General features: G+C 65.8%; 24 protein-coding genes. 15 read left to right on the top strand and 9 right to left on the bottom strand.

Going from position 1 to position 21,455, the window contains the following annotated elements; translation table 11 throughout:
- Positions 1 to 6: 6 nt before the first annotated feature.
- Genes EPD80_RS02980 through argB form a run of 3 tightly spaced genes read left to right on the top strand, consistent with a single transcriptional unit; the run spans position 7 to position 3,380 of the window.
- Positions 7 to 645: a DUF502 domain-containing protein gene (locus EPD80_RS02980; protein WP_142809376.1), complete on the top strand. Its 639-nt coding sequence runs from the start codon at positions 7 to 9 to the stop codon at positions 643 to 645.
- A gap of 22 nt (positions 646 to 667) precedes the next feature.
- On the top strand, positions 668 to 2,461 hold the full coding sequence (aspS, locus tag EPD80_RS02985; protein ID WP_142809273.1) for an aspartate--tRNA ligase: 1,794 nt from the start codon (positions 668 to 670) through the stop codon (positions 2,459 to 2,461).
- Positions 2,462 to 2,477: 16 nt separating this feature from the next.
- Complete coding sequence (gene argB / locus EPD80_RS02990; protein WP_142804613.1) at positions 2,478 to 3,380, top strand: acetylglutamate kinase; 903 nt, start codon at positions 2,478 to 2,480, stop codon at positions 3,378 to 3,380.
- 114 nt (positions 3,381 to 3,494) lie between these two features.
- Here argB and EPD80_RS02995 read toward each other — a convergent pair whose 3' ends face one another.
- Entirely contained in the window at positions 3,495 to 3,764 is a 270-nt protein-coding gene (locus tag EPD80_RS02995; RefSeq protein WP_221928795.1) for an acyl carrier protein, read from the bottom strand.
- 54 nt (positions 3,765 to 3,818) lie between these two features.
- On the opposite strand from EPD80_RS02995, the gene EPD80_RS03000 reads away from it, so the two are divergent.
- The 6 genes from EPD80_RS03000 to ribD are packed head-to-tail and all read left to right on the top strand — an operon-like array spanning position 3,819 to position 10,227.
- Positions 3,819 to 5,414, top strand: a complete 1,596-nt coding sequence (locus EPD80_RS03000) for an acyl-CoA ligase (AMP-forming), exosortase A system-associated (protein ID WP_142809275.1) — start codon at positions 3,819 to 3,821, stop codon at positions 5,412 to 5,414.
- The gene (locus tag EPD80_RS03005) at positions 5,411 to 6,640 is read left to right on the top strand and encodes a pyridoxal-dependent decarboxylase, exosortase A system-associated (RefSeq protein ID WP_221928796.1); all 1,230 of its coding nucleotides are present in this window, start codon (positions 5,411 to 5,413) and stop codon (positions 6,638 to 6,640) included. The genes EPD80_RS03000 and EPD80_RS03005 overlap by 4 nt, the downstream gene beginning before the upstream one ends.
- Position 6,641: 1 nt before the next feature.
- Positions 6,642 to 7,310, top strand: coding sequence for a histidine phosphatase family protein (locus tag EPD80_RS03010; RefSeq protein WP_142809277.1), 669 nt, complete (start codon positions 6,642 to 6,644; stop codon positions 7,308 to 7,310).
- A 54-nt stretch (positions 7,311 to 7,364) separates the two neighbouring features.
- Positions 7,365 to 8,615: a serine hydroxymethyltransferase gene (glyA, locus tag EPD80_RS03015; protein WP_142804609.1), complete on the top strand. Its 1,251-nt coding sequence runs from the start codon at positions 7,365 to 7,367 to the stop codon at positions 8,613 to 8,615.
- A gap of 12 nt (positions 8,616 to 8,627) precedes the next feature.
- Complete coding sequence (nrdR, locus tag EPD80_RS03020; protein WP_142809279.1) at positions 8,628 to 9,140, top strand: transcriptional regulator NrdR; 513 nt, start codon at positions 8,628 to 8,630, stop codon at positions 9,138 to 9,140.
- Positions 9,115 to 10,227, top strand: a complete 1,113-nt coding sequence (gene ribD, locus EPD80_RS03025) for a bifunctional diaminohydroxyphosphoribosylaminopyrimidine deaminase/5-amino-6-(5-phosphoribosylamino)uracil reductase RibD (protein WP_260677319.1) — start codon at positions 9,115 to 9,117, stop codon at positions 10,225 to 10,227. Before nrdR ends, ribD begins: the two co-directional genes overlap by 26 nt.
- On the opposite strand, the gene EPD80_RS03030 is transcribed toward ribD, so the two are convergent.
- The 4 genes from EPD80_RS03030 to gpmA all read right to left on the bottom strand — a co-directional run bounded on the left by EPD80_RS03030 (position 10,192) and on the right by gpmA (position 14,669).
- Positions 10,192 to 10,950, bottom strand: a complete 759-nt coding sequence (locus EPD80_RS03030; RefSeq protein WP_142809281.1) for a TOMM precursor leader peptide-binding protein — start codon at positions 10,948 to 10,950, stop codon at positions 10,192 to 10,194. The genes ribD and EPD80_RS03030 overlap by 36 nt on opposite strands.
- Before the next feature lie 5 nt (positions 10,951 to 10,955).
- The gene (locus tag EPD80_RS03035; RefSeq protein WP_142809283.1) at positions 10,956 to 12,401 is read right to left on the bottom strand and encodes a S41 family peptidase; all 1,446 of its coding nucleotides are present in this window, start codon (positions 12,399 to 12,401) and stop codon (positions 10,956 to 10,958) included.
- A 170-nt stretch (positions 12,402 to 12,571) separates the two neighbouring features.
- Positions 12,572 to 13,894 (bottom strand): murein hydrolase activator EnvC family protein, encoded by a 1,323-nt coding sequence (locus EPD80_RS03040; protein WP_185957680.1) that lies wholly within the window; start codon positions 13,892 to 13,894, stop codon positions 12,572 to 12,574.
- 25 nt (positions 13,895 to 13,919) lie between these two features.
- Positions 13,920 to 14,669: a 2,3-diphosphoglycerate-dependent phosphoglycerate mutase gene (gene gpmA / locus EPD80_RS03045; protein WP_142809286.1), complete on the bottom strand. Its 750-nt coding sequence runs from the start codon at positions 14,667 to 14,669 to the stop codon at positions 13,920 to 13,922.
- Positions 14,670 to 14,799: 130 nt separating this feature from the next.
- On the opposite strand from gpmA, the gene EPD80_RS03050 reads away from it, so the two are divergent.
- Genes EPD80_RS03050 through EPD80_RS03070 form a run of 5 tightly spaced genes read left to right on the top strand, consistent with a single transcriptional unit; the run spans position 14,800 to position 17,506 of the window.
- A complete protein-coding gene (locus EPD80_RS03050) occupies positions 14,800 to 15,231 on the top strand; it encodes a rhodanese-like domain-containing protein (protein ID WP_142804603.1) in 432 nt (143 codons plus the stop codon).
- Positions 15,228 to 15,506 (top strand): glutaredoxin 3, encoded by a 279-nt coding sequence (grxC, locus tag EPD80_RS03055; RefSeq protein WP_178086727.1) that lies wholly within the window; start codon positions 15,228 to 15,230, stop codon positions 15,504 to 15,506. Before EPD80_RS03050 ends, grxC begins: the two co-directional genes overlap by 4 nt.
- A gap of 23 nt (positions 15,507 to 15,529) precedes the next feature.
- The gene (secB, locus tag EPD80_RS03060; protein WP_142804602.1) at positions 15,530 to 16,018 is read left to right on the top strand and encodes a protein-export chaperone SecB; all 489 of its coding nucleotides are present in this window, start codon (positions 15,530 to 15,532) and stop codon (positions 16,016 to 16,018) included.
- A gap of 19 nt (positions 16,019 to 16,037) precedes the next feature.
- Positions 16,038 to 16,505 carry an SH3 domain-containing protein gene (locus tag EPD80_RS03065; protein WP_185955375.1) on the top strand — a complete coding sequence of 156 codons (468 nt, stop codon included), beginning with the start codon at positions 16,038 to 16,040 and terminating at the stop codon, positions 16,503 to 16,505.
- Complete coding sequence (locus EPD80_RS03070) at positions 16,505 to 17,506, top strand: NAD(P)H-dependent glycerol-3-phosphate dehydrogenase (RefSeq protein ID WP_221928797.1); 1,002 nt, start codon at positions 16,505 to 16,507, stop codon at positions 17,504 to 17,506. Before EPD80_RS03065 ends, EPD80_RS03070 begins: the two co-directional genes overlap by 1 nt.
- A 6-nt stretch (positions 17,507 to 17,512) precedes the next feature.
- Here the strand turns inward: EPD80_RS03070 and EPD80_RS03075 are convergent, their stop codons facing one another.
- Positions 17,513 to 17,977, bottom strand: a complete 465-nt coding sequence (locus EPD80_RS03075) for a tRNA (cytidine(34)-2'-O)-methyltransferase (protein WP_142804674.1) — start codon at positions 17,975 to 17,977, stop codon at positions 17,513 to 17,515.
- 5 nt (positions 17,978 to 17,982) lie between these two features.
- Entirely contained in the window at positions 17,983 to 18,711 is a 729-nt protein-coding gene (locus tag EPD80_RS03080) for a ComF family protein (protein ID WP_185957681.1), read from the bottom strand.
- A 16-nt stretch (positions 18,712 to 18,727) separates the two neighbouring features.
- Between EPD80_RS03080 and EPD80_RS03085 the strand changes: the two genes are divergently transcribed.
- Positions 18,728 to 19,600: a methyltransferase domain-containing protein gene (locus tag EPD80_RS03085; protein ID WP_142809290.1), complete on the top strand. Its 873-nt coding sequence runs from the start codon at positions 18,728 to 18,730 to the stop codon at positions 19,598 to 19,600.
- Positions 19,601 to 19,608: 8 nt separating this feature from the next.
- On the opposite strand, the gene hemB is transcribed toward EPD80_RS03085, so the two are convergent.
- On the bottom strand, positions 19,609 to 20,622 hold the full coding sequence (gene hemB, locus EPD80_RS03090; protein WP_142809383.1) for a porphobilinogen synthase: 1,014 nt from the start codon (positions 20,620 to 20,622) through the stop codon (positions 19,609 to 19,611).
- A gap of 177 nt (positions 20,623 to 20,799) precedes the next feature.
- Positions 20,800 to 21,423, bottom strand: a complete 624-nt coding sequence (yihA, locus tag EPD80_RS03095) for a ribosome biogenesis GTP-binding protein YihA/YsxC (protein ID WP_142804597.1) — start codon at positions 21,421 to 21,423, stop codon at positions 20,800 to 20,802.
- Positions 21,424 to 21,455 lie beyond the last annotated feature (32 nt).

Consider the following 21,455-nt stretch of genomic DNA (forward strand, 5'->3'; position numbering starts at 1 on the left):
ATGCATCTGAGACGCTATTTCATCGCCGGGTTGCTGGTGTGGCTGCCCATCGTGGTCACTTTCGTCGTGCTCAGCTGGATCGTGGGCACGATCGATGCCATCGTCGACTGGCTACCCCATGCCTGGCGACCCGATGCCTTGCTAGGACGGCGCATTCCCGGCATGGGGGTGGTGATGGCCGTGGCCATCGTCTTTCTCACCGGGCTAGTGGCGGCCAACGTCTTGGGGCAGCGCCTGATCCGGCTGTGGGAAGCCCTCATCCATCGCATCCCCATCGTCAAGAGCATCTACGCGAGCGTGAAGCAAGTCTCCGAGACGCTCTTTTCCGATACGGGACAGGCCTTTCGCACTGCCGTCCTCGTGCAATATCCCCGGCACGGCACTTGGACCATCGCCTTCGTCACTGGCGAACCCGCCCCCGAGACGGTAGGCAATCTGAATGAACACGGTCGCTTTCTCACCGTGATGGTTCCCACGACGCCCAACCCGACTTCGGGCTTCCTCCTGATCGTGCCGGCACGCGACGTCATTCCCCTCGATTTGTCGATCGACGAGGCTTTGAAATACGTGATCTCTCTCGGCACGCTCAATCCGAAAACCCGCTCACCCGTCCCGCCTCCGGCGGATCTTCCCCCTTCTGTCTGACGAAAAAAGAAAACGGAACTCCATGCGTACCCACTATTGCGGCCAGGTTACTGCCGAACACCTCGATCAGACCGTCACCCTGTGCGGCTGGGTCCATCGCCGACGCGACCACGGCGGCGTCATTTTCCTCGATCTGCGCGACCGCGAAGGTCTGGTGCAGATCGTCTGCGATCCCGACTCCCCCGAAACATTCCGCACCGCCGAATCCCTGCGCAACGAATACGTCGTGCGCGTCACCGGTACGGTGCGCCGCCGCCCCGCGGGTACCGAGAATCCGAATCTGCCCACCGGCGAGATCGAGGTGCTGTGCCGCGATTTGGAAGTGCTCAACGCCGCCGCACCCCTGCCCTTCCAGCTCGACGAATCCCATCTCTCCGAGACCGTTCGCCTGACGCACCGCGTCATCGATCTGCGTCGCCCCGTGATGCAGACCAACCTCATGCTGCGTTACCGCGCCGCCCGGGCCTTTCGCCGCTTTCTCGACGCACAGGGGTTCATCGACATCGAAACGCCCATGCTCACGCGCAGCACCCCCGAGGGCGCGCGAGACTACCTCGTACCTTCGCGCGTGCATCCAGGGCACTTCTTCGCGCTGCCCCAGTCCCCCCAGCTCTTCAAACAGATGCTGATGGTCTCGGGGTTCGATCGCTACTACCAGATCACCAAGTGCTTCCGCGACGAAGACCTGCGCGCCGACCGTCAGCCCGAATTCACTCAGGTCGATATCGAGACTTCCTTCATGACGGAAGCGCAGATCACGGCGCTCGCCGAAGCCATGATCCGCGAGGTCTTCGGCGAAGCGCTCGGCGTACAGCTGCCCGATCCCTTCCCTCGCCTGAGCTACGCCGAGGCGATGGCGCGGTTCGGTTCGGACAAACCCGACTTGCGCGTGACGCTGGAGCTCACCGACGTCACCGACGCGGTGCGCGACGTCGCCTTCAAGGTTTTCTCCGGCCCGGCCAACTCGGGCGGACTGGTGATGGCGCTGCGCATCCCCGGCGGGGCGCAGCTCACCCGCGGTGAGATCGACGACTACACCAAATTCGTCGGCATCTACGGCGCCAAGGGGCTCGCCTACATCAAGGTGAACGACGCGAGCCGCCCGGACGAAACCGGCTTGCAATCCCCCATCGTCAAGAACCTGCACGAGCAGGCGCTGCGGACCATCCTCGAGCGCACGGGCGCGCAAAGCGGCGATCTCATCTTCTTCGGCGCCGACAAACCCAAGGTGGTCTACGATGCCCTGGGGGCGCTGCGCACCAAGATCGGGCACGAAAAAGGCTTTCTCGCGGGAGCCGACTGGGCGCCGGTGTGGATCACCGATTTCCCGATGTTCGAATACGACGAGGAAGAGAAACGCTGGGTGGCGCTGCACCATCCCTTCACCTCGCCCAAGGACGAAGACCTCGAGCGACTGGAATCCGACCCGGGCAGCGTGCGCGCCAAGGCCTACGATCTCGCCCTCAACGGTTGGGAGATCGGCGGCGGTTCGGTGCGCATCCACCGCGAGGAGGTGCAGCGGCGCGTCTTCGCCGTGCTCGGCATCGGCGAAGAGGAGGCGCGCGCCAAGTTCGGCTTCCTGCTCGACGCGCTCAAGTACGGCGCGCCCCCCCACGGCGGCCTCGCCTTCGGCCTGGATCGCATCGTGGCGATGATGGCGCGCGCCGAATCGATCCGCGACGTGATCGCCTTCCCCAAAACGCAGCGCGCCCAGTGCCTGCTCACCCAGGCCCCCAGCCCGGTCGATGAGAAACAGCTGCGCGAGCTGCACATCCGCTTGCGTGTCGAACCGGAAAAACCAGCCAAGAACGCCTGATGCCAAGGACGATGCCATGACCCGGGAAACCTCCGACGCCCCGCTCACCGCCGCGCAGAAAGCCGACGTGCTCTCCGAAGCCTTGCCCTACATCCGCCAGTTCTTCGACAAGACACTCGTCATCAAGTATGGCGGCAACGCCATGACCGACGAACGCCTCAAAGATAGCTTCGCGCGCGACGTCGTTCTGCTCAAGCTCGTCGGCATGAACCCGGTGGTGGTACATGGCGGCGGACCGCAGATCGAGCAACTGCTCGCCCGCATCGGCAAGAAAGGGGAATTCATCCAGGGGATGCGCGTCACCGACGCCGAGACCATGAGCGTCGTCGAGATGGTGCTGGGCGGTCAGGTGAACAAGGAGATCGTCAACCTCATCAACCGGCACGGTGGCAAGGCGGTCGGGCTCACCGGCAAGGACGCCGGCGGCTTCATCCGCGCGCGCCGTATGCGCCTGCGCCAGCGAGACGACGGCGAATCGCTCATCGACATCGGCCAAGTGGGTGAAGTTAGCGCCATCGACCCCGCGATCATCCAATTCCTCGATCGCGGTGACTTCATCCCGGTGATCGCTCCGATCGGCGTCGACGAGGAAGGGCAAACCTACAACATCAATGCCGACCTGGTGGCCGGAAAACTCGCCGAAGTGCTACGCGCCGAAAAGCTCATCCTCATGACCAACACGCCCGGCGTGCTCGACAAGAACGGCAATCTCCTCACGGGGCTCACGCCGAGCCGAATCGACGAACTGGTGGCCGACGGCACGCTCTCGGGCGGAATGCTGCCCAAGATCGCCTCCGCGCTCGAGGCGGCCAGAAACGGCGTGCGCTCGGTGCACATCATCGACGGACGCGTCGCGCATGCGCTGCTCGTCGAGATCCTCACCGACCAAGGGGTCGGCACCATGATTCGTGCCGAATGAAGAGAAACCGGCGACACAGAGCCCGTGAAGGGATTGCCACAGCCTGGAGAAACCGCGAGGCGCACGAGGCGCAACGCCACGATCAAACCGCCCGGCGGATCGATGTGCCAGCGCTCAGTCGCCGAGTTTCTCAGCCACGAAGTCGATGAGCGAACCCAGCGTGGCGAACGTGGTGCCGTCGATCTCGTCGTCGCCTATGGTGAAGTCGAAACGCTCTTCGAGGAGGTGGATCACGGCCAACACCCCCATCGAGTCGAGCTCGGGCACGGCCCCCAAAAGCGCGCTCTCGCGCCCCAGGGTCTGCAAGAGCTCCGGCGGCAATTCGAGCGCCTCGCCCAAGATTTCGCGCACTCTGCGTTCGACGTCCAAACCCATCCCCTTCATGCATCCTCGCCCGGATGTGGCGAAACGATGATTATAACGGGAGGTCGCACCGCGATGCATCCACCGCTCCTGCTGTGGCATCTGCCACGGTACCACGCCGAACGTCGCCCCGAAGCGCGGGCGCTCACTTCCGGTAACGAACATCTCACCTACGCCCGGCTCGCGCGGGAGATCGAACGCTGCGCCGCGGCGCTGCAATCGCTGGGTATTCGGCGCGGCGATCGCGTCGCCGTCTGGCTCGACAAACGACCCGAGACGGTCATCTCCTGTTTCGGCGCAGCCGCCGCCGGCGCCATCTTCGTGCCGATCAATCCGCTCCTCAAGGCCGAGCAGGTGCACTATCTGCTGCGCGACAGCGGCGCGCGCTGCCTTGTCACCGCCCCGACGCGGCTGCGCACCCTGCTACCTTGGCCCGAAGGCATCGCACCGCTCGTGCTCGCCGTGGAGGAAGCGGGACAAAGTACGCCGCCCGAAGCCCGTTCCTATCATGAGTGCCTGGCGCAGGCCGGCACCTTCGCCGCGCCGTCCGCCACGGAGCACGACGTCACCGCCATCCTCTACACTTCTGGCAGCACGGGACGCCCCAAAGGGGTGGTGCTGTCGCATCGCAATCTCGTCGCCGGCGCCCAATCGGTGGCGAGCTATCTGGAAAATTCTCCCGACGACGTACTGCTCGCGGCGCTGCCGCTCTCGTTCGATGCGGGATTTTCCCAGCTCACCACGGCTTTCTGCGCCGGGGCGCGCGTGGTGCTGCTCAACTACCTGCTGCCCGTCGACGTGCTGCGCACCCTGGAGCGCGAGCACGTCACGGGGCTCACCGCCGTGCCGCCGCTGTGGGTGGCGCTCGCCGAGCTCGACTGGCCGGCCTCCGTCGCCGCCCATCTGCGCTATTTCGCCAATACCGGCGGAAAACTGCCGCGGCGCACGCTCGAGCGCTTGCGCGCCCTCGCGCCTCAAGCCAAACCCTACCTCATGTACGGCCTCACGGAAGCCTTCCGCGCCACGTACCTGCCGCCGGAAGAGATCGACCGCCACCCGGATTCGATCGGCCGCGCCATCCCCAACGCCGAAGTGTTCGTACTGCGCGACGACGGCACCCCCTGCGCCCCGCGCGAAGTGGGTGAGATCGTCCAGCGCGGCCCCCTGGTGGCGCAGGGCTACTGGAACGACCCCGAGCGCACTGCCGAGCGTTTCCGACCCTTGCCCGCCGCCGTCGATCCGCGCCCGGCGCAAGTGCCGGCGCGCGAGTGGGCGGTGTTCTCCGGGGACTACGGCTGGATCGATGAAGAGGGTTACCTCTACTTCGCCGGGCGACGCGACGAGATGATCAAGACCTCCGGCTACCGCGTCAGCCCCACCGAGATCGAAGAGGCGCTCGTCGCCTCCGGGCTCGTGCGCGAGTGCTGCGCCTGCGGGCTGGAAGACGAGCGGCTCGGCCAGATCATCGCCGTGGCGCTGCAACCGGCGGTCGAACCCTTCGATCCGGAAACCTTGCGTCGACATTGCCGCCAGCACCTGCCCCCCTACCAGGTACCACACGTCTTCCTCGTGTCCGATCACCCACTGCCGCGCAACCCCAACGGCAAGCTCGACCGCCCGGCGATCCGCGAACGGCTCGCCCGGCACCACAAGACCAAGATGCACCCATGACCCCGGAACACGCGCCGATGAACGAATTCCCCGTCGACGCGCACGGTGAGCTCACCGTGGGCGGCCTGCCGCTCACCCGGCTTGCCGAGCGCGTCGGCCGCACGCCTTTCTACGCCTACGACCGAAGCCGGATAGGTGCGCGCGTGGCCCGCGTGCGCGCGGCGATCGGCCCCGAGGTGCGCCTGCACTATGCCCTCAAGGCCAATCCCTTCCCGCCGCTCGTGGCGCTGCTCGCGCGCGAGACCGACGGGTTCGACGTCGCCTCCGCCGGCGAGATGGCGCTCGCGCTCGACTGCGGCATGCCAGCCGAGCGCATCGCCTTCGCTGGTCCGGGCAAGCGGGAGGAAGAACTGCGCCAAGCGCTGGCCGCAGGGATCACGATCACCCTCGAATCCGAACGCGAACTGTCGCGCGTGCTCGCCCACGCCGAGTCGCTCGGCATCGCACCGCACCTCGCGCTGCGGCTCAATCCCGATTTCGAGCTCAAGCGCGCCGGCATGAAGATGGGTGGCGGAGCCAAACCCTTCGGCATCGACCTCGAGCGCGCCCCGGTCGTACTCGAATCTCTGCATGCCGCCGGCCTTGCCCTCGAGGGGTTGCACCTCTACGCCGGCTCGCAGATCCTGGATGCCGCAGCGCTCGTGGCCGTGCAGCGTGCCGCCTTCGAGCGCCTCGTCCGGCTTGCCGAGCAGCTGCCTGCACCGCCGCGCTGGCTCAACCTCGGCGGCGGCTTCGGCATCCCTTATTTTCCCGGCGAGCAGCCCCTCGCACTCGAACCGGTGGGCGAAAACCTGCGCGCGCTCGCCGCCGAGCTGCACCGTCTCCTGCCCTCGACCGAACTCGTCATCGAACTGGGGCGCTACCTCGTAGGCGAAGCGGGTCTCTACGTCTGCCGCGTGCTCGACAAGAAACGCTCGCGCGACACGACGTTTCTCGTGGTCGACGGCGGCCTGCACCAGCATCTGGCCGCGAGCGGCAACTTCGGTCAAGTGATCCGCAAAAACTACCCCGTGGCGATCGGCAACAAGATGCACCTGCCGGCGAGCGAACGGGTCACCGTGGTTGGGCCGCTGTGCACCCCCCTCGACATCCTCGCTCAGGAGGTGCCGTTACCGCTGGCCGAACCTGGTGATCTCTTCGTGGTCTATCAATCCGGCGCCTACGGCGCGAGCGCAAGTCCTCGCGCCTTCCTCTCCCATCCCGACGTGATCGAAACCCTCGTATAAAATGAAACGAACACTCCCTTTTCCGTTGCCCGATGGCGACGACGCGCTCTTTTGTTTGGTTCGCCACGGCGAAACCGACTGGAACCGCGAGAAGCGCATCCAGGGGCATCTCGACGTGCCCCTCAACGACACCGGCCGCCGCCAGGCGCTGGCGGTGCGCCGTGCCCTTGCCGGAATCCCCTTTGCCGCGCACTACGCGAGCGACCTCGCGCGCACGCTCGAAACCGCCCGCCTCATTCTCGGCGAAGACGCGTCCCTTCAGCCCCATCCGGGCCTGCGCGAGCGACACTGCGGCCACTTCCAGGGGCTCTTGCCCGAAGAAGCCGAACGGCTCGATCCTCATGGTTATGCCCGCTACGCGAGCCGAGACCCTCACTATCGACCGGTCGGCGGCGAAGCGCTCAGCGAAACGTTCGCCCGCATCGGCCGCACGCTCGACGAACTCGCCCGCGCCCATCGCGGCGAAGCCGTGCTCATCGTCACGCACGGCGGCGTGCTCGATGCCGTGCGTCGGCACGTCGAGGGACTGCCACTCGAGCGCAAGCGCGACTTCCCCATCCCCAACTGCGGCCTGTCGTGGGTACGCTGGGGGCGAACGCGCGAGATCCTCGCCTGGGCCGAGACCTCGCACCTCGAAGCGCCGGCGCGCGACGAGATCGCCGCCATGTGATCGTGGCGCCCCATGCTAGAATTTCCCGTTTCCGAACCCCGACGGAGTCCCCCCATGTTCCGCAAAGCCGATGGCCTCGCCCAGGTCGACCCGGAGCTCTTCGCCGCGATCGAAGCCGAAAACCGCCGGCAGGAAGAGCACATCGAACTCATCGCCTCCGAAAACTACGTCTCCTATGCCGTCATGCAGGCGCAGGGCTCGCAGCTCACCAACAAGTACGCCGAGGGTTATCCCGGCAAGCGCTACTACGGCGGTTGCGAACACGTCGACGTCATCGAGCGGCTGGCCATCGAGCGGCTGAAGAAACTCTTCGGCGCGGAAGCGGCCAACGTGCAGCCCCACTCGGGCTCACAGGCCAATCAGGCGGTGCTCATGGCCTTCGCCAAGCCCGGCGACACCATCATGGGCATGAGCCTGGCCGAAGGAGGGCACCTCACGCACGGCATGCCGCTCAACCTCTCGGGCAAATGGTTCAACGTCGTCGCCTACGGGCTCGACGAACGCGAGGAGATCGACTACGACCGCATGGAGCGGCTGGCCCACGAACACAAACCCAAGATCATCGTCGCCGGGGCCTCGGCCTATTCTCTGCGCATCGACTGGGAGCGTTTCGCCAAGGTCGCCCGCGATGTGGGCGCAATCTTCTGGGTCGACATGGCCCACTACGCCGGTCTCATCGCCGCCGGTTTCTATCCCAATCCCGTACCGCACGCCGACGTCGTCACCTCCACCACGCACAAAACGCTGCGCGGGCCGCGCGGCGGCGTCATCCTCATGAAAGCCGAACACGAAAAGGCGATCAACTCCGCCATCTTCCCCGGTCTGCAGGGCGGCCCGCTCGTGCACGTCATCGCCGCCAAGGCCGTTGCCTTCAAGGAGGCCATGAGTCCCGAATTCAAGCGCTATCAGGAACAGGTCGTGCTCAACGCCCAGGTGATGGCGCGGGTGCTGGGGGAAGAGCGGGGGCTGCGCATCGTCTCCGGGCGCACCGAGTCGCACCTCTTCCTCGTCGACCTGCGTCCCAAGGGCGTCACCGGCAAGGACGCCGAAGCGGCGCTGGGGCGGGCCCACATCACGGTCAACAAGAACGCCATTCCCAACGACCCGGAAAAACCCATGGTCACCTCGGGCATCCGCATCGGCACCCCGGCCATGACCACCCGCGGGTTCAGCGAACTCGAAGCCGAACGGGTGGCGCACCTCATCGCCGACGTGCTCGAAGCGCCCAACGACGAAACCGTGCTCGCCCGGGTACGGGAACAAGTGGCCGATCTCTGCCGCCGTTTCCCCGTCTACGAGCCTTGATTTTCCTCCGCGATGAAATGCCCTTTTTGTGGTGACACGGACACCCAGGTGCTCGACACGCGTGAGGGCGAAGACGGCAGCGTCGTGCGCCGTCGTCGCCGCTGCGCCAACTGCCAGCGCCGTTTCACCACCTATGAGCGGGTCGACCTCAAGCCCCCGGTCGTCGTCAAGCGCGACGGCTCGCGCGAGGACTTCGACCGGGAAAAGCTCGCCGCCAGTCTGCGGCTGGCCTTGCGCAAGCGTCCCGTGCCCGCCGAGACGATCGAACACACGATCGAGCGCATCGAAGCGGAGCTCTTGTCGAGCGGCGCGAGCGAAGTCCCCAGTACCGTGATCGGCGAAATGGTGATGGAAGCCTTGAAGCGCCTCGACAAAGTCGCCTACGTGCGCTTCGCTTCGGTCTACCTCAACTTCGAGGACGTCGGCAAGTTCGCCGAGCTCATCCGCGACGTGCAGGCGAGCGCCCGACGCAAGCGCAGCGAGAAGAACACCGACGACGATGCCGCCGACCTCGTCCGTTCCTGACGCCCCGTACTGGATGCGCCGGGCGCTACGGCTCGCGCGCAAAGGGCTGGAGACCACCACGCCCAATCCGCGCGTCGGTTGCGTCATCGTCTCCCCCGACGGACGGCTGCTCGGCGAAGGATGGCACGAGCGCGCCGGCGAGCCGCACGCCGAGATCCACGCCTTGCGCCAGGCCGGAGCGGCCGCACGCGGCGCCACGTGCTACGTCACGCTCGAACCCTGCAGCCATCATGGCCGCACTCCACCCTGTGCCGACGCCCTCATCGCCGCTGGCGTAGGGCGCGTCGTCGTCGCCCTACAAGACCCAAATCCCCGCGTGGCCGGCAAAGGAATCGAACGACTGCGCGAGGCCGGCATCCCCGTCGACGTCGGGCTATGCGCCGCGGAATCCGCCGAGCTCAACCGGGGTTTTCTCACCCGCATGACCCAGGGCCGCCCCTGGTTTCGCCTGAAGACCGCCGCCACGCTCGACGGGCGCACGGCACTCGCCGACGGGCGCAGCCGCTGGATCACGGGCGAAGCCGCCCGGCGCGACGTCCACCGCTGGCGCGCCCGCTCCTGCCTCGTCCTCACGACGATCGCCACCGTGCTCGCCGACGATCCTGAGCTCACGGTGCGCCACGTCCCCTGCCGGCGGACACCGCACCGCGCCGTGCTCGATAGTCTTCTACGCCTGCCCGAATCCGCCCGCCTGCTGCACGGCGAGCCGGTGTGGATTTTCACGGTTAGGGAAGACGTGGAGAAACGCGCCCGGCTCGAAGCCCGCGGCCACCGGGTCGTCAGGCTACCGGCCGACGCCGCGGGGCGTGTCGCACTCGAAGCGCTCGCGCAGTGGCTAGGAGCGCACGACATCAACGAAGTTCTGATCGAAGCCGGTGCCACGGCGAACGCCGCGTTCCTTGCCGCCGGTCTCGTCGACGAATGGCTGCACTACGCCGCCCCTTGCGTGTTGGGTAATGGCGCGCGCGGTCTCTTTGCGCTGCCCGAACCGGCCACGCTCGCTCTAGCGCCCCGCTTTCGCCTGCAAGAAACGAAACGCCTCGGTGAAGACCTACGCCTGCGCCTGCGCCCCGCAGACCGGGCATGAAGGGTCGCGCGCCACGTTCAAGGTGCGCCACTGCATCGTCAAGGCATCGAAGAGCACGAGCCGGTCGGAAAGCGCCGCCCCCAGCCCCGCAAGCCACTTGATCGCCTCGGCGGCGAGCGCCGTGCCGATGAGGCCAGTGAGCGGCGCGAACACGCCCATCACGGCGCAGCGCAGCTCCTCGTCCTCGGCCTCTTCGGGGAAAAGGCAGCGATAGCACGCCCCGCCCTGCCCTATCCGGTCGAACACGGCGAGCTGCCCCGAGAAACGGATCGCCGAGCCGGAAAAAAGGGGTTTCCCCGCTGCCACACAAGCGCGGTTGACGGCGTGGCGCGTGGGAAAGTTGTCGCTGCAATCGAGTACCAGATCGGCCTCCGCCACCGCCTGCGCCAGACGATCCCCTTCGAGCCGCGCCTGCAGCGGCACCACCTCGACCAGTGGATTGACGCGGGCAAGCGCCGCCCGCGCCGCCAGCACCTTGGGCTGACCGACCGAGGTTGCATCGTAGAGCGTCTGGCGCTGCAGATTGGTCTCGTCGACCACGTCATCATCGGCCAGAAACAGCCGGCCGATGCCGGCCGAGACGAGATACCACGCCGCCGGGCAACCCAAACCGCCCGCTCCGACGATCAATACCTTGCCCTGCCCGATGCGCTCCTGCCCTTCGATACCGATCTCGGGCAGGAGCAGATGCCGGCTGTAGCGCAGCAGCGCCGCGTCATCCATCGTTCTCACTTCAGGGGCGCTTTTTCGCCCTGCTTGCTCACGGCGCCAGATGGTTCGGCGCTCACCGGAGCAGGTACGACCCCTTCACGCAACCACTTCAGCGCTGCCTGATATTGACGATCTTCGCTCGAACCAAACTCGAATCGGGGAGGCAGACTCGATTCTTCGGGCGAAGTCGATCCTTCGTCGGCACCAGTACCCACACCCTCCGAGCGTCCCGCGGGAGCACGTCTGACCCCATCGCGATCGAGCTCGAGATGCTGCTGTAGATCGGCCTCACGCAGCGCACGAACCGATCCATTCTCGGTTTCCTCGACGACGAAATCCGGCTCGATGCCTTTGGCCTGGATGGAACGGCCGTTCGGCGTATAGTAAAGCGCGGTAGTCAGCTTGAGCGCTGCGCCGTTGTTGAGCGGGAGAATGGTTTGCACCGAACCCTTGCCGAACGAGCGCGTTCCGAAGATCTTCGCCCGACCATGGTCCTGCAGCGCTCCGGCCACGATCTCGGAGGCCGAGGCGGAACCTGCATTGATCAAGACCACCATCGGCAAGGTTCGATATTCCGTTGGCAAACTGGCGAGATAATCGCGCTCCCGCGGCCCACGCAGATAGTCCGAGGGACGCACGCGGTATTCGCGCCGTGAATCCGGCAAACGCCCCTCGGTCCTGACCACTACGGCATCCTCGGGCAGGAAGGCACCGGACACCCCGATCGCCGCATTGAGCAACCCACCCGGATCGTTACGCAGATCGAGAATCAATCCATCGACCGCCCCTTCCTGGCGCAGCTTGCTCAGGTGCTCGACGAGCATGGGGCCCGTGTTTTCTTGGAATTGGGTGATGCGCACGTAGGCAATGGTATCGTCACGCGTGCTCCTGACGCTGCGCACGGTGATCACCTCGCGCGTGATCGTGAGCACGATGGGCTTGTCGACCTGCTCGCGTACGATCGTGAGCGTCACCTTGGTACCGGGTTTGCCCCGCATGCGTTTGACCGCATCGCGCAAGCTCATCCCCTTGACTGGCGTCTCGTCGATTTTCACGATCAGGTCACCCGTCTTGATCCCGGCACGAAACGCCGGAGTATCCTCGATCGGCGAGACCACTTTGACGAAGCCATCTTCCATGCCGACTTCGATTCCCAGGCCACCGAACTCGCCTTGGGTGCCGACCTGCAGCTCCTGGTATTCTTCCGGATCGAGATAGGCCGAATGGGGATCCAGGCCGCTCACCATGCCCCGGATCGCTTCGCTGATGAGCTTTTGATCCTCTACCGGCTCGACGTACGCCTTCTTGACTGCATCATAGACCTCGGCAAACGCCCTCAGGTCTTCCAGGGGCAAAGCGGAAGTGGCGTTACGCTCCGCCAAAGCCGAGAAATTGAACGTGAGCAACGCCCCGCCCACGATTCCAACCACCAACAGGGAAATCCGACTAATCCAGCGTCGCATTCGACTCACCTCGATCGAGTGGGAGCCTCGAATGACCTACTGCCTGGCCGCATGGCACGGTGCTCCGATGCTCGGTTGCTCGCCCTTCCATTCGATGGGTCTTGCATTCCGTGCGCCGGGCTCCTTGCTCTGCAACCGCTCGTGACGGTTTTTCGAGGCACCCGAGTGTATCACCGCCGGATCCAACGCAGTGGATCCTGCGGTTCGCCATTATGCCTGATTTCGAAGTATAACCCCGAGCGTCCCATGTTACCGCTCGATCCCGTGGTGGCGATCGTCTCTCCGGCTTTTACCCGCTGTTGCGGTTCGTACAACATCGAGTCGACGTTGGCATAGACGGTGAGATAGCCACCCCCATGGTCGAGGATGATCAGATTACCATAACCGCGCATCCAATCGGCGTGGGCGACCACCCCATCGGCCACGGCCCGCACGGGCTGCCCGGCATCGGTGGCGATGAACAGTCCTCGCCAGGTTCCACCTTCGGGGCGGGCCGCGCCGAATCGCCCCTGCACCCCACCTTCGGTCGGCCAGCCCAAGCGCCCGCGCAAGCCCGAGAGCGGTTGCCCCGCAGCAGACTCATCGGCGAGGACCCGGGCCGTGGTTTGAGCCGTACGCCCCCGCGTCCCCTCGGCGGCTGGTCCGCTTTCTGCGTCCCGCGCCATCGGTTTGGACGCAAGGCGCTCACTTGCCTGCCGAGCTTCCTCCTCACGCCGCAACCTTTCCCGGCGCTGGGCTTCCTCGCGCCGAGCGCGTTCCTGAGCTTCCAGCTGACGTACCAGGCGGGTGAGTGCGGCAGCATCCGCCTCGATCTCGCGCTTGCGATCCTTGGCCGCCTGAACCTGTTGCGCCAACGCCTCGCGCAACTGCCGCCGCTCCTGCGCCAGCACCTGCCAGCGCTCGGCCTCTCGGGCCGTTTCTTCCTGGATTCGTGCCAGACGCTCCCGACGGCGTTCGAGTTCTCTGCTCAGCACCACTGCACGGGATTGCTGCTCACGCAAGGCGGCGATACGCCGGGCCCGGTCGGCGGCCAGGATCTGCAGGTAATGCACGCGCCGCCCCACTTCGGCGGGATCTTCGCTCGAAAGGAGCGGATCGAGTGGGCGCTGCTGGCGGTAATACGCCCTTGCCCAGGCGGCCATTTCCTGTTGATGCTGCGCAATCGAGCGCTCCAGCTCCGCCAATGTCGCCTCGTTTTCGGCGATCCGCGCCGACAGGGTCGCCTCTTCGGTGCGCAAGCGCTCCAGTTTGCGCGCCGAGGCGTTGGCCGCACGCTCCGATTCTTTCAGCTTCGCTTCGATCTGCCGCCTTTTGTCCTCGGTCTGACGCACCTCACGATCGATACGCTGTATCTCCTGCTGCAGACTCTGGAGCTCGGAGCGTTTCTCCCCCAACCCCTCATCCGCCCACGTCCCGACCGGATGCGCGAGCCAGCCGAAAGGGACGAACCACGCGAACCCGATCAGCCTTGCCGCAACCCTCCGGACGTTCATCGACGCGTCGTCCGCCCGGAGCCCTTCACTTTTTCGCGCGCCCTTGCGCCGCCACGGCCGCCTGCTGCGCCTTGATCGTCTCCTCGTCGGCGAGGTAATAGCTCTTGAGCGGCCGACAGCTCTCGTCCAGCTCATAGACGAGGGGCTGAGCCGTGGGAATGTTGAGCCCGACGATGTCCCGGTCCGACACCTCGTCGAGATACTTGATGAGCGCACGCAGACTGTTGCCATGCGCCGCGATGAGGATACGTTCCCCGGCGAGAATGCGCGGCACGATCACCGTCTGCCAGTAGGGCACGAAGCGCGCCACCGTATCCTTGAGGCATTCGGTGCGGGGAAACTCGGCCTTGGGCAGATCGCGGTAGCGCGGATCGTCGGCGGTAATGCGCGGATCACCCTCGGGCAACGGCGGCGGCGGAACATCGTAGGAGCGGCGCCACAGCAGCACCTGCTCGTCGCCGTATTTGGCCGCCGTCTCGGCCTTGTCCAGCCCCTGCAGCGCACCGTAGTGACGCTCGTTGAGCCGCCAGGAATGCTCCACCGGCAACCATAGCTGATCGAGTTCTTCGAGCACGATGTTGAGCGTCTTGTTCGCCCGTTTCAGCACCGAGGTAAACGCCCGATCGAAGGCGAATCCCCGCTCGCGCAGCAGACGCCCGGCCGCGCGCGCCTCTTCGACGCCTTTCTCGGTGAGATCGACGTCGGTCCAGCCCGTGAAACGATTCTCCTTGTTCCACACGGACTCGCCATGACGCAACAGCACGATCTTGTACATGATCATCCTCTGATATGATTGGACACCTCGATCGACGCTCTGGCGACGGCAGATGCACATCACGATCGAGCCGAGCATTTTATCGCAGCCGTCGCCCGTGCGTCGTCCTATCCCGTCGTGAAAGGAGGCAATGTTGCAGGAATTTCTCGTGCAAAACTGGCATTGGGCCTTGCTCGCGTTGGCAAGCGGCCTGTGGTGGCTCATCGAGACGATACGCAGTGCCACCGACACCAGCCGCGTCACTCCCGCTCAGGCCGTCATCATGGTGAACCGTCAAGATGCCGTCCTGATCGACATCCGTCCCGAAGCCGATTATCGCAAAGGGCATTTGCCCAATGCGATCTCGATCCCCGCCGATCGCATCCCTGAAGATCGCAAACTCGAAGCCTTGCGCTCACGCCACCTCATCCTTTATTGTGATAGCGGCCTGCGCTCGGCCACCGCCTGCAAGAAACTGCGCGCCGCCGGTTTTCCGCACGTCTATAATCTCGAAGGCGGCATCGCTGCCTGGCAGAAAGCCGGGCTGCCTCTAGAAAGCGAGACTCAAAGGAAGAAGAAATGAGCGGGTCCCCCAGAGTACGCATGTATGCGAGCCAGGTCTGCCCCTACTGCGTCCGGGCCGAGCAGCTGCTGCGCCGTAAAGGGGTGAGCGAAATCGAAAAGATCCTGATCGACCGCGATCCCGAGCAACGCGACGAGATGATCCGCCTCACCGGTCGGCGCACCGTCCCGCAGATCTTCATCGGCGAGACGCACGTCGGCGGCTGCGACGATCTCTACGAACTCGAGCGCCAGGGCAAACTCGATGCCCTGCTGCAAGGCATTCCCTCCTCCTGATTTTTTCTTTTCGGATCCCAGCCATGAGCGACACCAACGCAACGCAAACCTCCGACCAGCCCGTCTTCAGCGTCGAAAAACTCTACGTGCGCGACCTCTCGATCGAGGTTCCCAATGCGCCGCAATGTTTCCTCGAGCGCGAGACGCCCAACATCGACGTGCAACTGGCCACTGCCGCCACGCGCCTCGACGAAGGATTCTTCGACGTCAGGCTCACCGTCACCGTCACCGCCAAGATCGGCCAGGACAAAACGCTCTTCCTCATCGAAGTGGCACAAGCCGGCATCTTCCAGATCCGCAACGTGCCGGAAGAAAACCTCGAACCGCTGCTCTTCGTCGCCTGCCCCAGCCTGCTCTATCCCTACGCACGCGAGGTCGTTACCTCCGCGTCGCTACGCGCCGGATTCCAACCGGTGATCCTTGCACCGGTCAATTTCGAAGCGCTCTACGCCCAACAGAAACAACAAGCCGAACTCGCTCGTGCAGGCGAAAGCCAAACGCCACTGCAGTGAATTCGGCATGAACGCATCGATGCCCGGTCCCAGAAACCATTCTTTCCTCGACGAGCTCGTCCATTGGGGCTTGCTCGTCGCCCTGGCCTTATGGCTGCCCGTCGCGTTGGCCCAGGGTATCCCGTACCGGAGCGTCACCACCCACACCCCGGCCTACCTCGCCCCCGAGGAACCGGTGCCCGTGTTTTACTTATTGCCCGGAACCCCCGTCGAATTGATCCGAGACCAGGGCGAATGGGCCCAGATCCGAGACGCCGACGGGGGACTCTACTGGGTACCCTCGGCCAATCTCGACCCTCGTCGTACCGTGATCGTCACCGTCGATCGGGCCGAAGTCCGCTCTGCGCCCGACCCTGAGGCGGCAATCGTCTTCGAAGTCGAGCGTAACGTCGTGCTCTCACTCTTAGCCACGCACGACGGCTGGGTCGAAGTCGCTCATGGCTCCCTGCGCGGATTCATCTCCCGCAGCGCCGTATGGGGGCCGTGATGCGCTTGGCCGTACTCGGCGCCGGCGCCTGGGGCACGGCACTCGCCGTCGCCATGGCGCAACGTCACCACGTCCGCCTGTGGTGCCGCGATCCCGTCCAGGCTGAGCTGATGGCGCGCGAACGCCACAATCACCGTTATCTGCCCGATGTGACGCTCCCTGAAGAAGTGCGCGTCACGGCAAATTTTTCCGAGGCACTCGCAGGGGCGGATCTCGCTCTGATCGTCACGCCGCTCGCGGGGCTCGGGGCCACCGTGGCAGCGCTCGCCCGCGAGCGCCCGAATCTGCCCTTTCTCTGGGCCTGCAAGGGCATCGACCCCGAGCGCCTGGCACTGCCGCACCGCATCGTCGCCGAATCTTGGCCCGCGAGCCTGCCTCCGCCACGGGCGGGCGTGCTCACTGGCCCCAGTTTCGCCCTGGAAGTGGCGCGCAACTTGCCCACCGCCATGGTGCTTGCCGCCGCCGACGCCCACTGGGCCAAACATTGGGTCGAACAGCTGCACCAGCCGCGCTTGCGCCTCTACGCCCACGACGACGTGGTCGGGGCCGAGGTGGGCGGAGCGCTCAAAAACGTCATCGCCATCGCCGCGGGCGTAGCCGATGGTCTGGGCTGCGGGCTCAATGCCCGTGCCGCCTTGATTACACGCGGCTTGGCCGAGATTACCCGCCTCGCCCGCGCGCTCGGCGGACGTGACGAAACCTTGATGGGTCTGGCGGGCATGGGCGATCTGATCCTCACCACCACCGGGCAGCTCTCGCGCAATCGCCGCGTCGGGCTCATGCTCGCCACCGGCAAACCGCTAGCGGAAATCCTCGCCGAACTGGGGCACGTCGCCGAAGGCGTGCCCACCACCCGCGCCGCAGTAGCGCTCGCCCACCGCCACGGTATCGAACTGCCCATCGCCGAGGCCGTCCATCGTCTGCTCTTCGAACCGGAGATCAGCGCCGAGGATGTCCTCGAGACCTTGCTCGCGCGCGATCCGAAGTTCGAGCGCGTTTGACCCTCCTCACCCTCCGCCCGAAAATCCCTGCTGCCGCCAGGCCTCGTAGACGACGAGCGCGACGGCGTTCGACAGATTGAGACTGCGGTTGCCCGGCAACATGGGAATGCGCAGGCGCGCCTCCTCGGCGAATTCCGCCGCCACCTCGTCGGGCACGCCACGCGTCTCGGAACCGAAGACGAAGACGTCCCCTGGCGCGAACGCCACGTCCGCATAGCACCGTGCGCCTTTGGTCGTCAGCAGGAAACGGCGACGCGCGCCCAACCAAGCGCGGCACGCCGCCCAATCCTCGTGCACCACCACCCGCGCGAGGTCGTGATAATCGAGCCCCGCCCGTCGCAGCCCCTTGTCTTCGAGCACGAAGCCCAGCGGCCGCACCAGATGCAGTCGCGCCCCCGTATTTGCGGCAAGCCGGATCACGTTGCCGGTATTGGGCGCGATCTCCGGCCGGAAAAGAACGATCTCGAACATGTTCGTCATCGACTCCGACGGGCCGGCGAAAGCGCCCGTGCCAGCACGATTCCCTGGACCACAGCCGCGCCGCATTCCCGCAAGACCGCGGCCAGAGCGTTCAGCGTCGCCCCCGTGGTGAGCACGTCATCGACCACGCCCACCCGTCTGCCGGCGATCCCCTGCACCCGATCCACGGCAAAGGCACTGCGCAAGTTCTCGCGCCTCGCCGCGGCGTGCAGACGGGCCTGATGCAGCGTCTCGCGCCGGCGCTGCACCGTTTCGAGCAGAACCGGCACGTGCCATGCGGCACCCAGATCGCGGGCGAGCACCGCGGCCTGATTGAAACCGCGCGAGCGCAGCCGCTGACGTGCGAGCGGCACGGGCACGAGGACGTCGACCGCCAGCGGAGAGGACCGCTCCTGCGCCAAGGCCCGCGCCAGGGCGCGCCCCAGGCGCAGATCTCCGCCATACTTGAAGCGCTGGATCAGGGCATCGAGCGGCGGCTCGTACCAGAACCCCGCCCGCACGGCGTCAAAGGATGGCGGATCCAGCGCACATTCGGCGCAGATTCCTTCACGCTCGTCCTCCCTCAGACGATCGCCGCAGCGCCCGCAGGCCGCCTCCTGCGTCCAGGGATCGAATTCGGCTCGGCAGGATGCGCACACGCCCCGCACCGTCGTCCCCAGACCGCACACACCGCAGTGCGACGGCAGGAAAAAATCGACGAGCAGCGTAAAATCCGGCAGATTCATTTCCTCCCCCTGCACCATGCCCGATACCTCGACCCCGCTGGGCCCCGACCTCGATTCCGCCCTGATTCGCCGCCGCGCCGAGCGCACCGCCCCGGCTTACCCTGCACACCGTTTTCTGGCCGAAGAAACGGCCCAGCGCCTGCTCGAGCGGCTCGACTACCTGCGCATCACTCCGCGGCGCGTGCTCGATCTCGGCGGCGGAAACGATTTGCCGGCGCTGCGTGCACGCTATCCCCAGGCCGAGGCGATCGCCGTCGACTTCGCCCCGGCGCGGCTCGCGCACCTTGCTCCCCGCCCCTCCTGGCTCAGCCGGCTGGTGCGGCACGAACCGACCAAGGGCATCGTGGCCGATGCGCACGCGCTGCCGCTCGCCACCGGCAGCGTCGATTTCCTCTGGTCGAACCTGCTGTTACACTGGCTCGCCGAACCGCTCACTGCGCTCGCGGAGTGGCAGCGCGTGCTCGCCGTGGGCGGCACCGTGTTCTTCGCCACCGTCGGCCCCGACACGCTGCGCGAACTGCGCGAGGTGCTCGGTCCCACCGCGGTGCATCCTTTCCTCGACATGCACGACGTGGGCGATCTGCTCATGGCCGCGGGTTTCACCGATCCGGTGATGGACATGCAGATGCTCACCCTGCGCTACCGTGACCCGGCGCGCCTGTGGCTGGATCTGCGTGCGGGCGGCGCGACGAACGCGCGCCGCGACCGCCGCCGCACCCTCACCGGCAAGATGCGATGGCAGCGGGCGCTCGCGGCGCTGGAAGCGCGGCGCGAGGCCGACGGCACGATTCCCATCACCGTCGAACTCGTCTTTGGGCACGCCTGGAAAACCGCGCCCAAGACGCTGCCCGACGGGCGCGCGGTGATTCGCGTACACCGCCGCCCTTGAGCACCGACTCAGCGCCGCGCGAGCAGCCGCGCCGCCTCGAGCGCGAAATAGGTGAGGATGGCATCGGCCCCGGCGCGCTTGAAGGCAAGGAGCGACTCCATCATCGCCGCCTGCTCGTCGAGCCAGCCGTGGGCGAAAGCGGCCTTGAGCATGGCGTATTCCCCGCTCACCTGATAGGCGAAGGTCGGCACCCCGAAGGTCTCCTTGACCCGGCGGATCACGTCGAGGTACGGCATGCCCGGCTTGACCATCACGATGTCGGCCCCCTCGTCGAGATCGAGCGCCACCTCGCGCAGCGCCTCGTCGCTGTTGGCCGGATCCATCTGGTAAGTCGCCTTGCTGCCCTTCCCGAGATTGGCCGCCGAGCCCACGGCATCGCGAAACGGTCCGTAGAAGGATGAAGCGTATTTCGCCGAATAGGCGAGGATGCGCACGTGGATGAGCCCCTGCTCGTCGAGCGCGTGGCGGATCGCGCCGATGCGCCCGTCCATCATGTCGGAGGGCGCCACCATGTCGGCGCCGGCGTGCGCATGACACAGCGCCTGGCGCACGAGGGCGGCCACCGTCTCGTCGTTCATCACGTAGCCGCGCGGATCGTCCGGCGCGATCAGCCCATCCTGCCCATGGCTCGTGTAGGGGTCGAGCGCCACGTCGGTGATCACCCCGAGCTGGGGAAAGCGCTGTTTCAGCGCCCGCACTGCCCGCGGCACCAGACCCGCCGGATTCCACGCCTCCTCCGCTCCCGGGGTTTTGAGCTCCGGAGGAATCACGGGAAAGAGGGCAAGCGCCGGGATACCCAGCCCGACTGCCTCTTCGGCGAGCGCAAGCAAACGGTCGATCGACAGGCGCTTCACCCCCGGCATGGAAGGCACCGCCTCCTCGCGGTTTTCCCCCTCGAGCACGAACACCGGCAGGATCAGATCGTCTGCCGTGAGCACGTGTTCGCGCATCAAGCGTCGGGAAAACTCGTCGCGCCGCATGCGCCGCATGCGCGTCGTGGGAAACCTACCGAAAAACTGCATCATTCGCTCCTCGTCAGCATTCCCGCAGCGGCGGGAACTTCCGCTCGTGAAAACTTTCTACTTCATTGGCTCGACGCCGCCCTGCATGAACTCTCCCAGTTGAGCGGGACCCCGGCGGTTCTCGCCGGGTTGATGGCCCGAACACGCCCCCTGCGTTCGGGCCTCTTTTTATCCAAATTAGATATGTGCTCCGTCCGGCTCGAGCAAAATACCCGTGAGCCAGCCTCCTACTACGGTTTCCACCTCTTCCACGCCCTGCTTGCGAAGCGCCGAAAAGAGCTGCACCGTGACCTGGCCCGACCATGGCGCCAAGGCACGGCGCACTTGGGCGAGCGTTGCCGTTCTTGCCCCGTGCGAGAGCTTGTCCGCTTTGGTGAGGAGGACATGCACCGGTTTGCCGCTGGGCAAGAACCAGTCGAGCAATTGCCGATCGAGGGCCGTGAGCGGATGGCGCACGTCCATGATGTGGATCAGGCCCACGAGCGCCTCGCGCTCGTGCAGGTAACGTTCGATCAAATCCGCCCAGCCGCGACGCACCGCCTCGGGTACTTTGGCGAATCCGAATCCTGGCAAATCCACCAGGTAGAGGCCGGCAGGAGTGCGAAAAAGGTTGAGTAACTGAGTGCGCCCAGGCGTTTTCGAAACGTAGGCCAGTCGCGTATGCCCGACCAAGGCATTGATCGCACTGGATTTTCCGGCATTGGAGCGACCAACGAAGGCGATCTCCGGCCCTTTGGCTACCGGCAACCCTGCAGGCTTGGCGATCGAGGTGACGAACTCGGCATGGCGAAAAAGGGGCATGGAAAGAGAGGCAGGCAAGCCTGCGCAAAATG

The organism is Tepidiphilus olei (assembly GCF_006980705.1).
In the GTDB taxonomy this organism is placed as follows: Bacteria; Pseudomonadota; Gammaproteobacteria; order Burkholderiales; family Rhodocyclaceae; genus Tepidiphilus; species Tepidiphilus olei.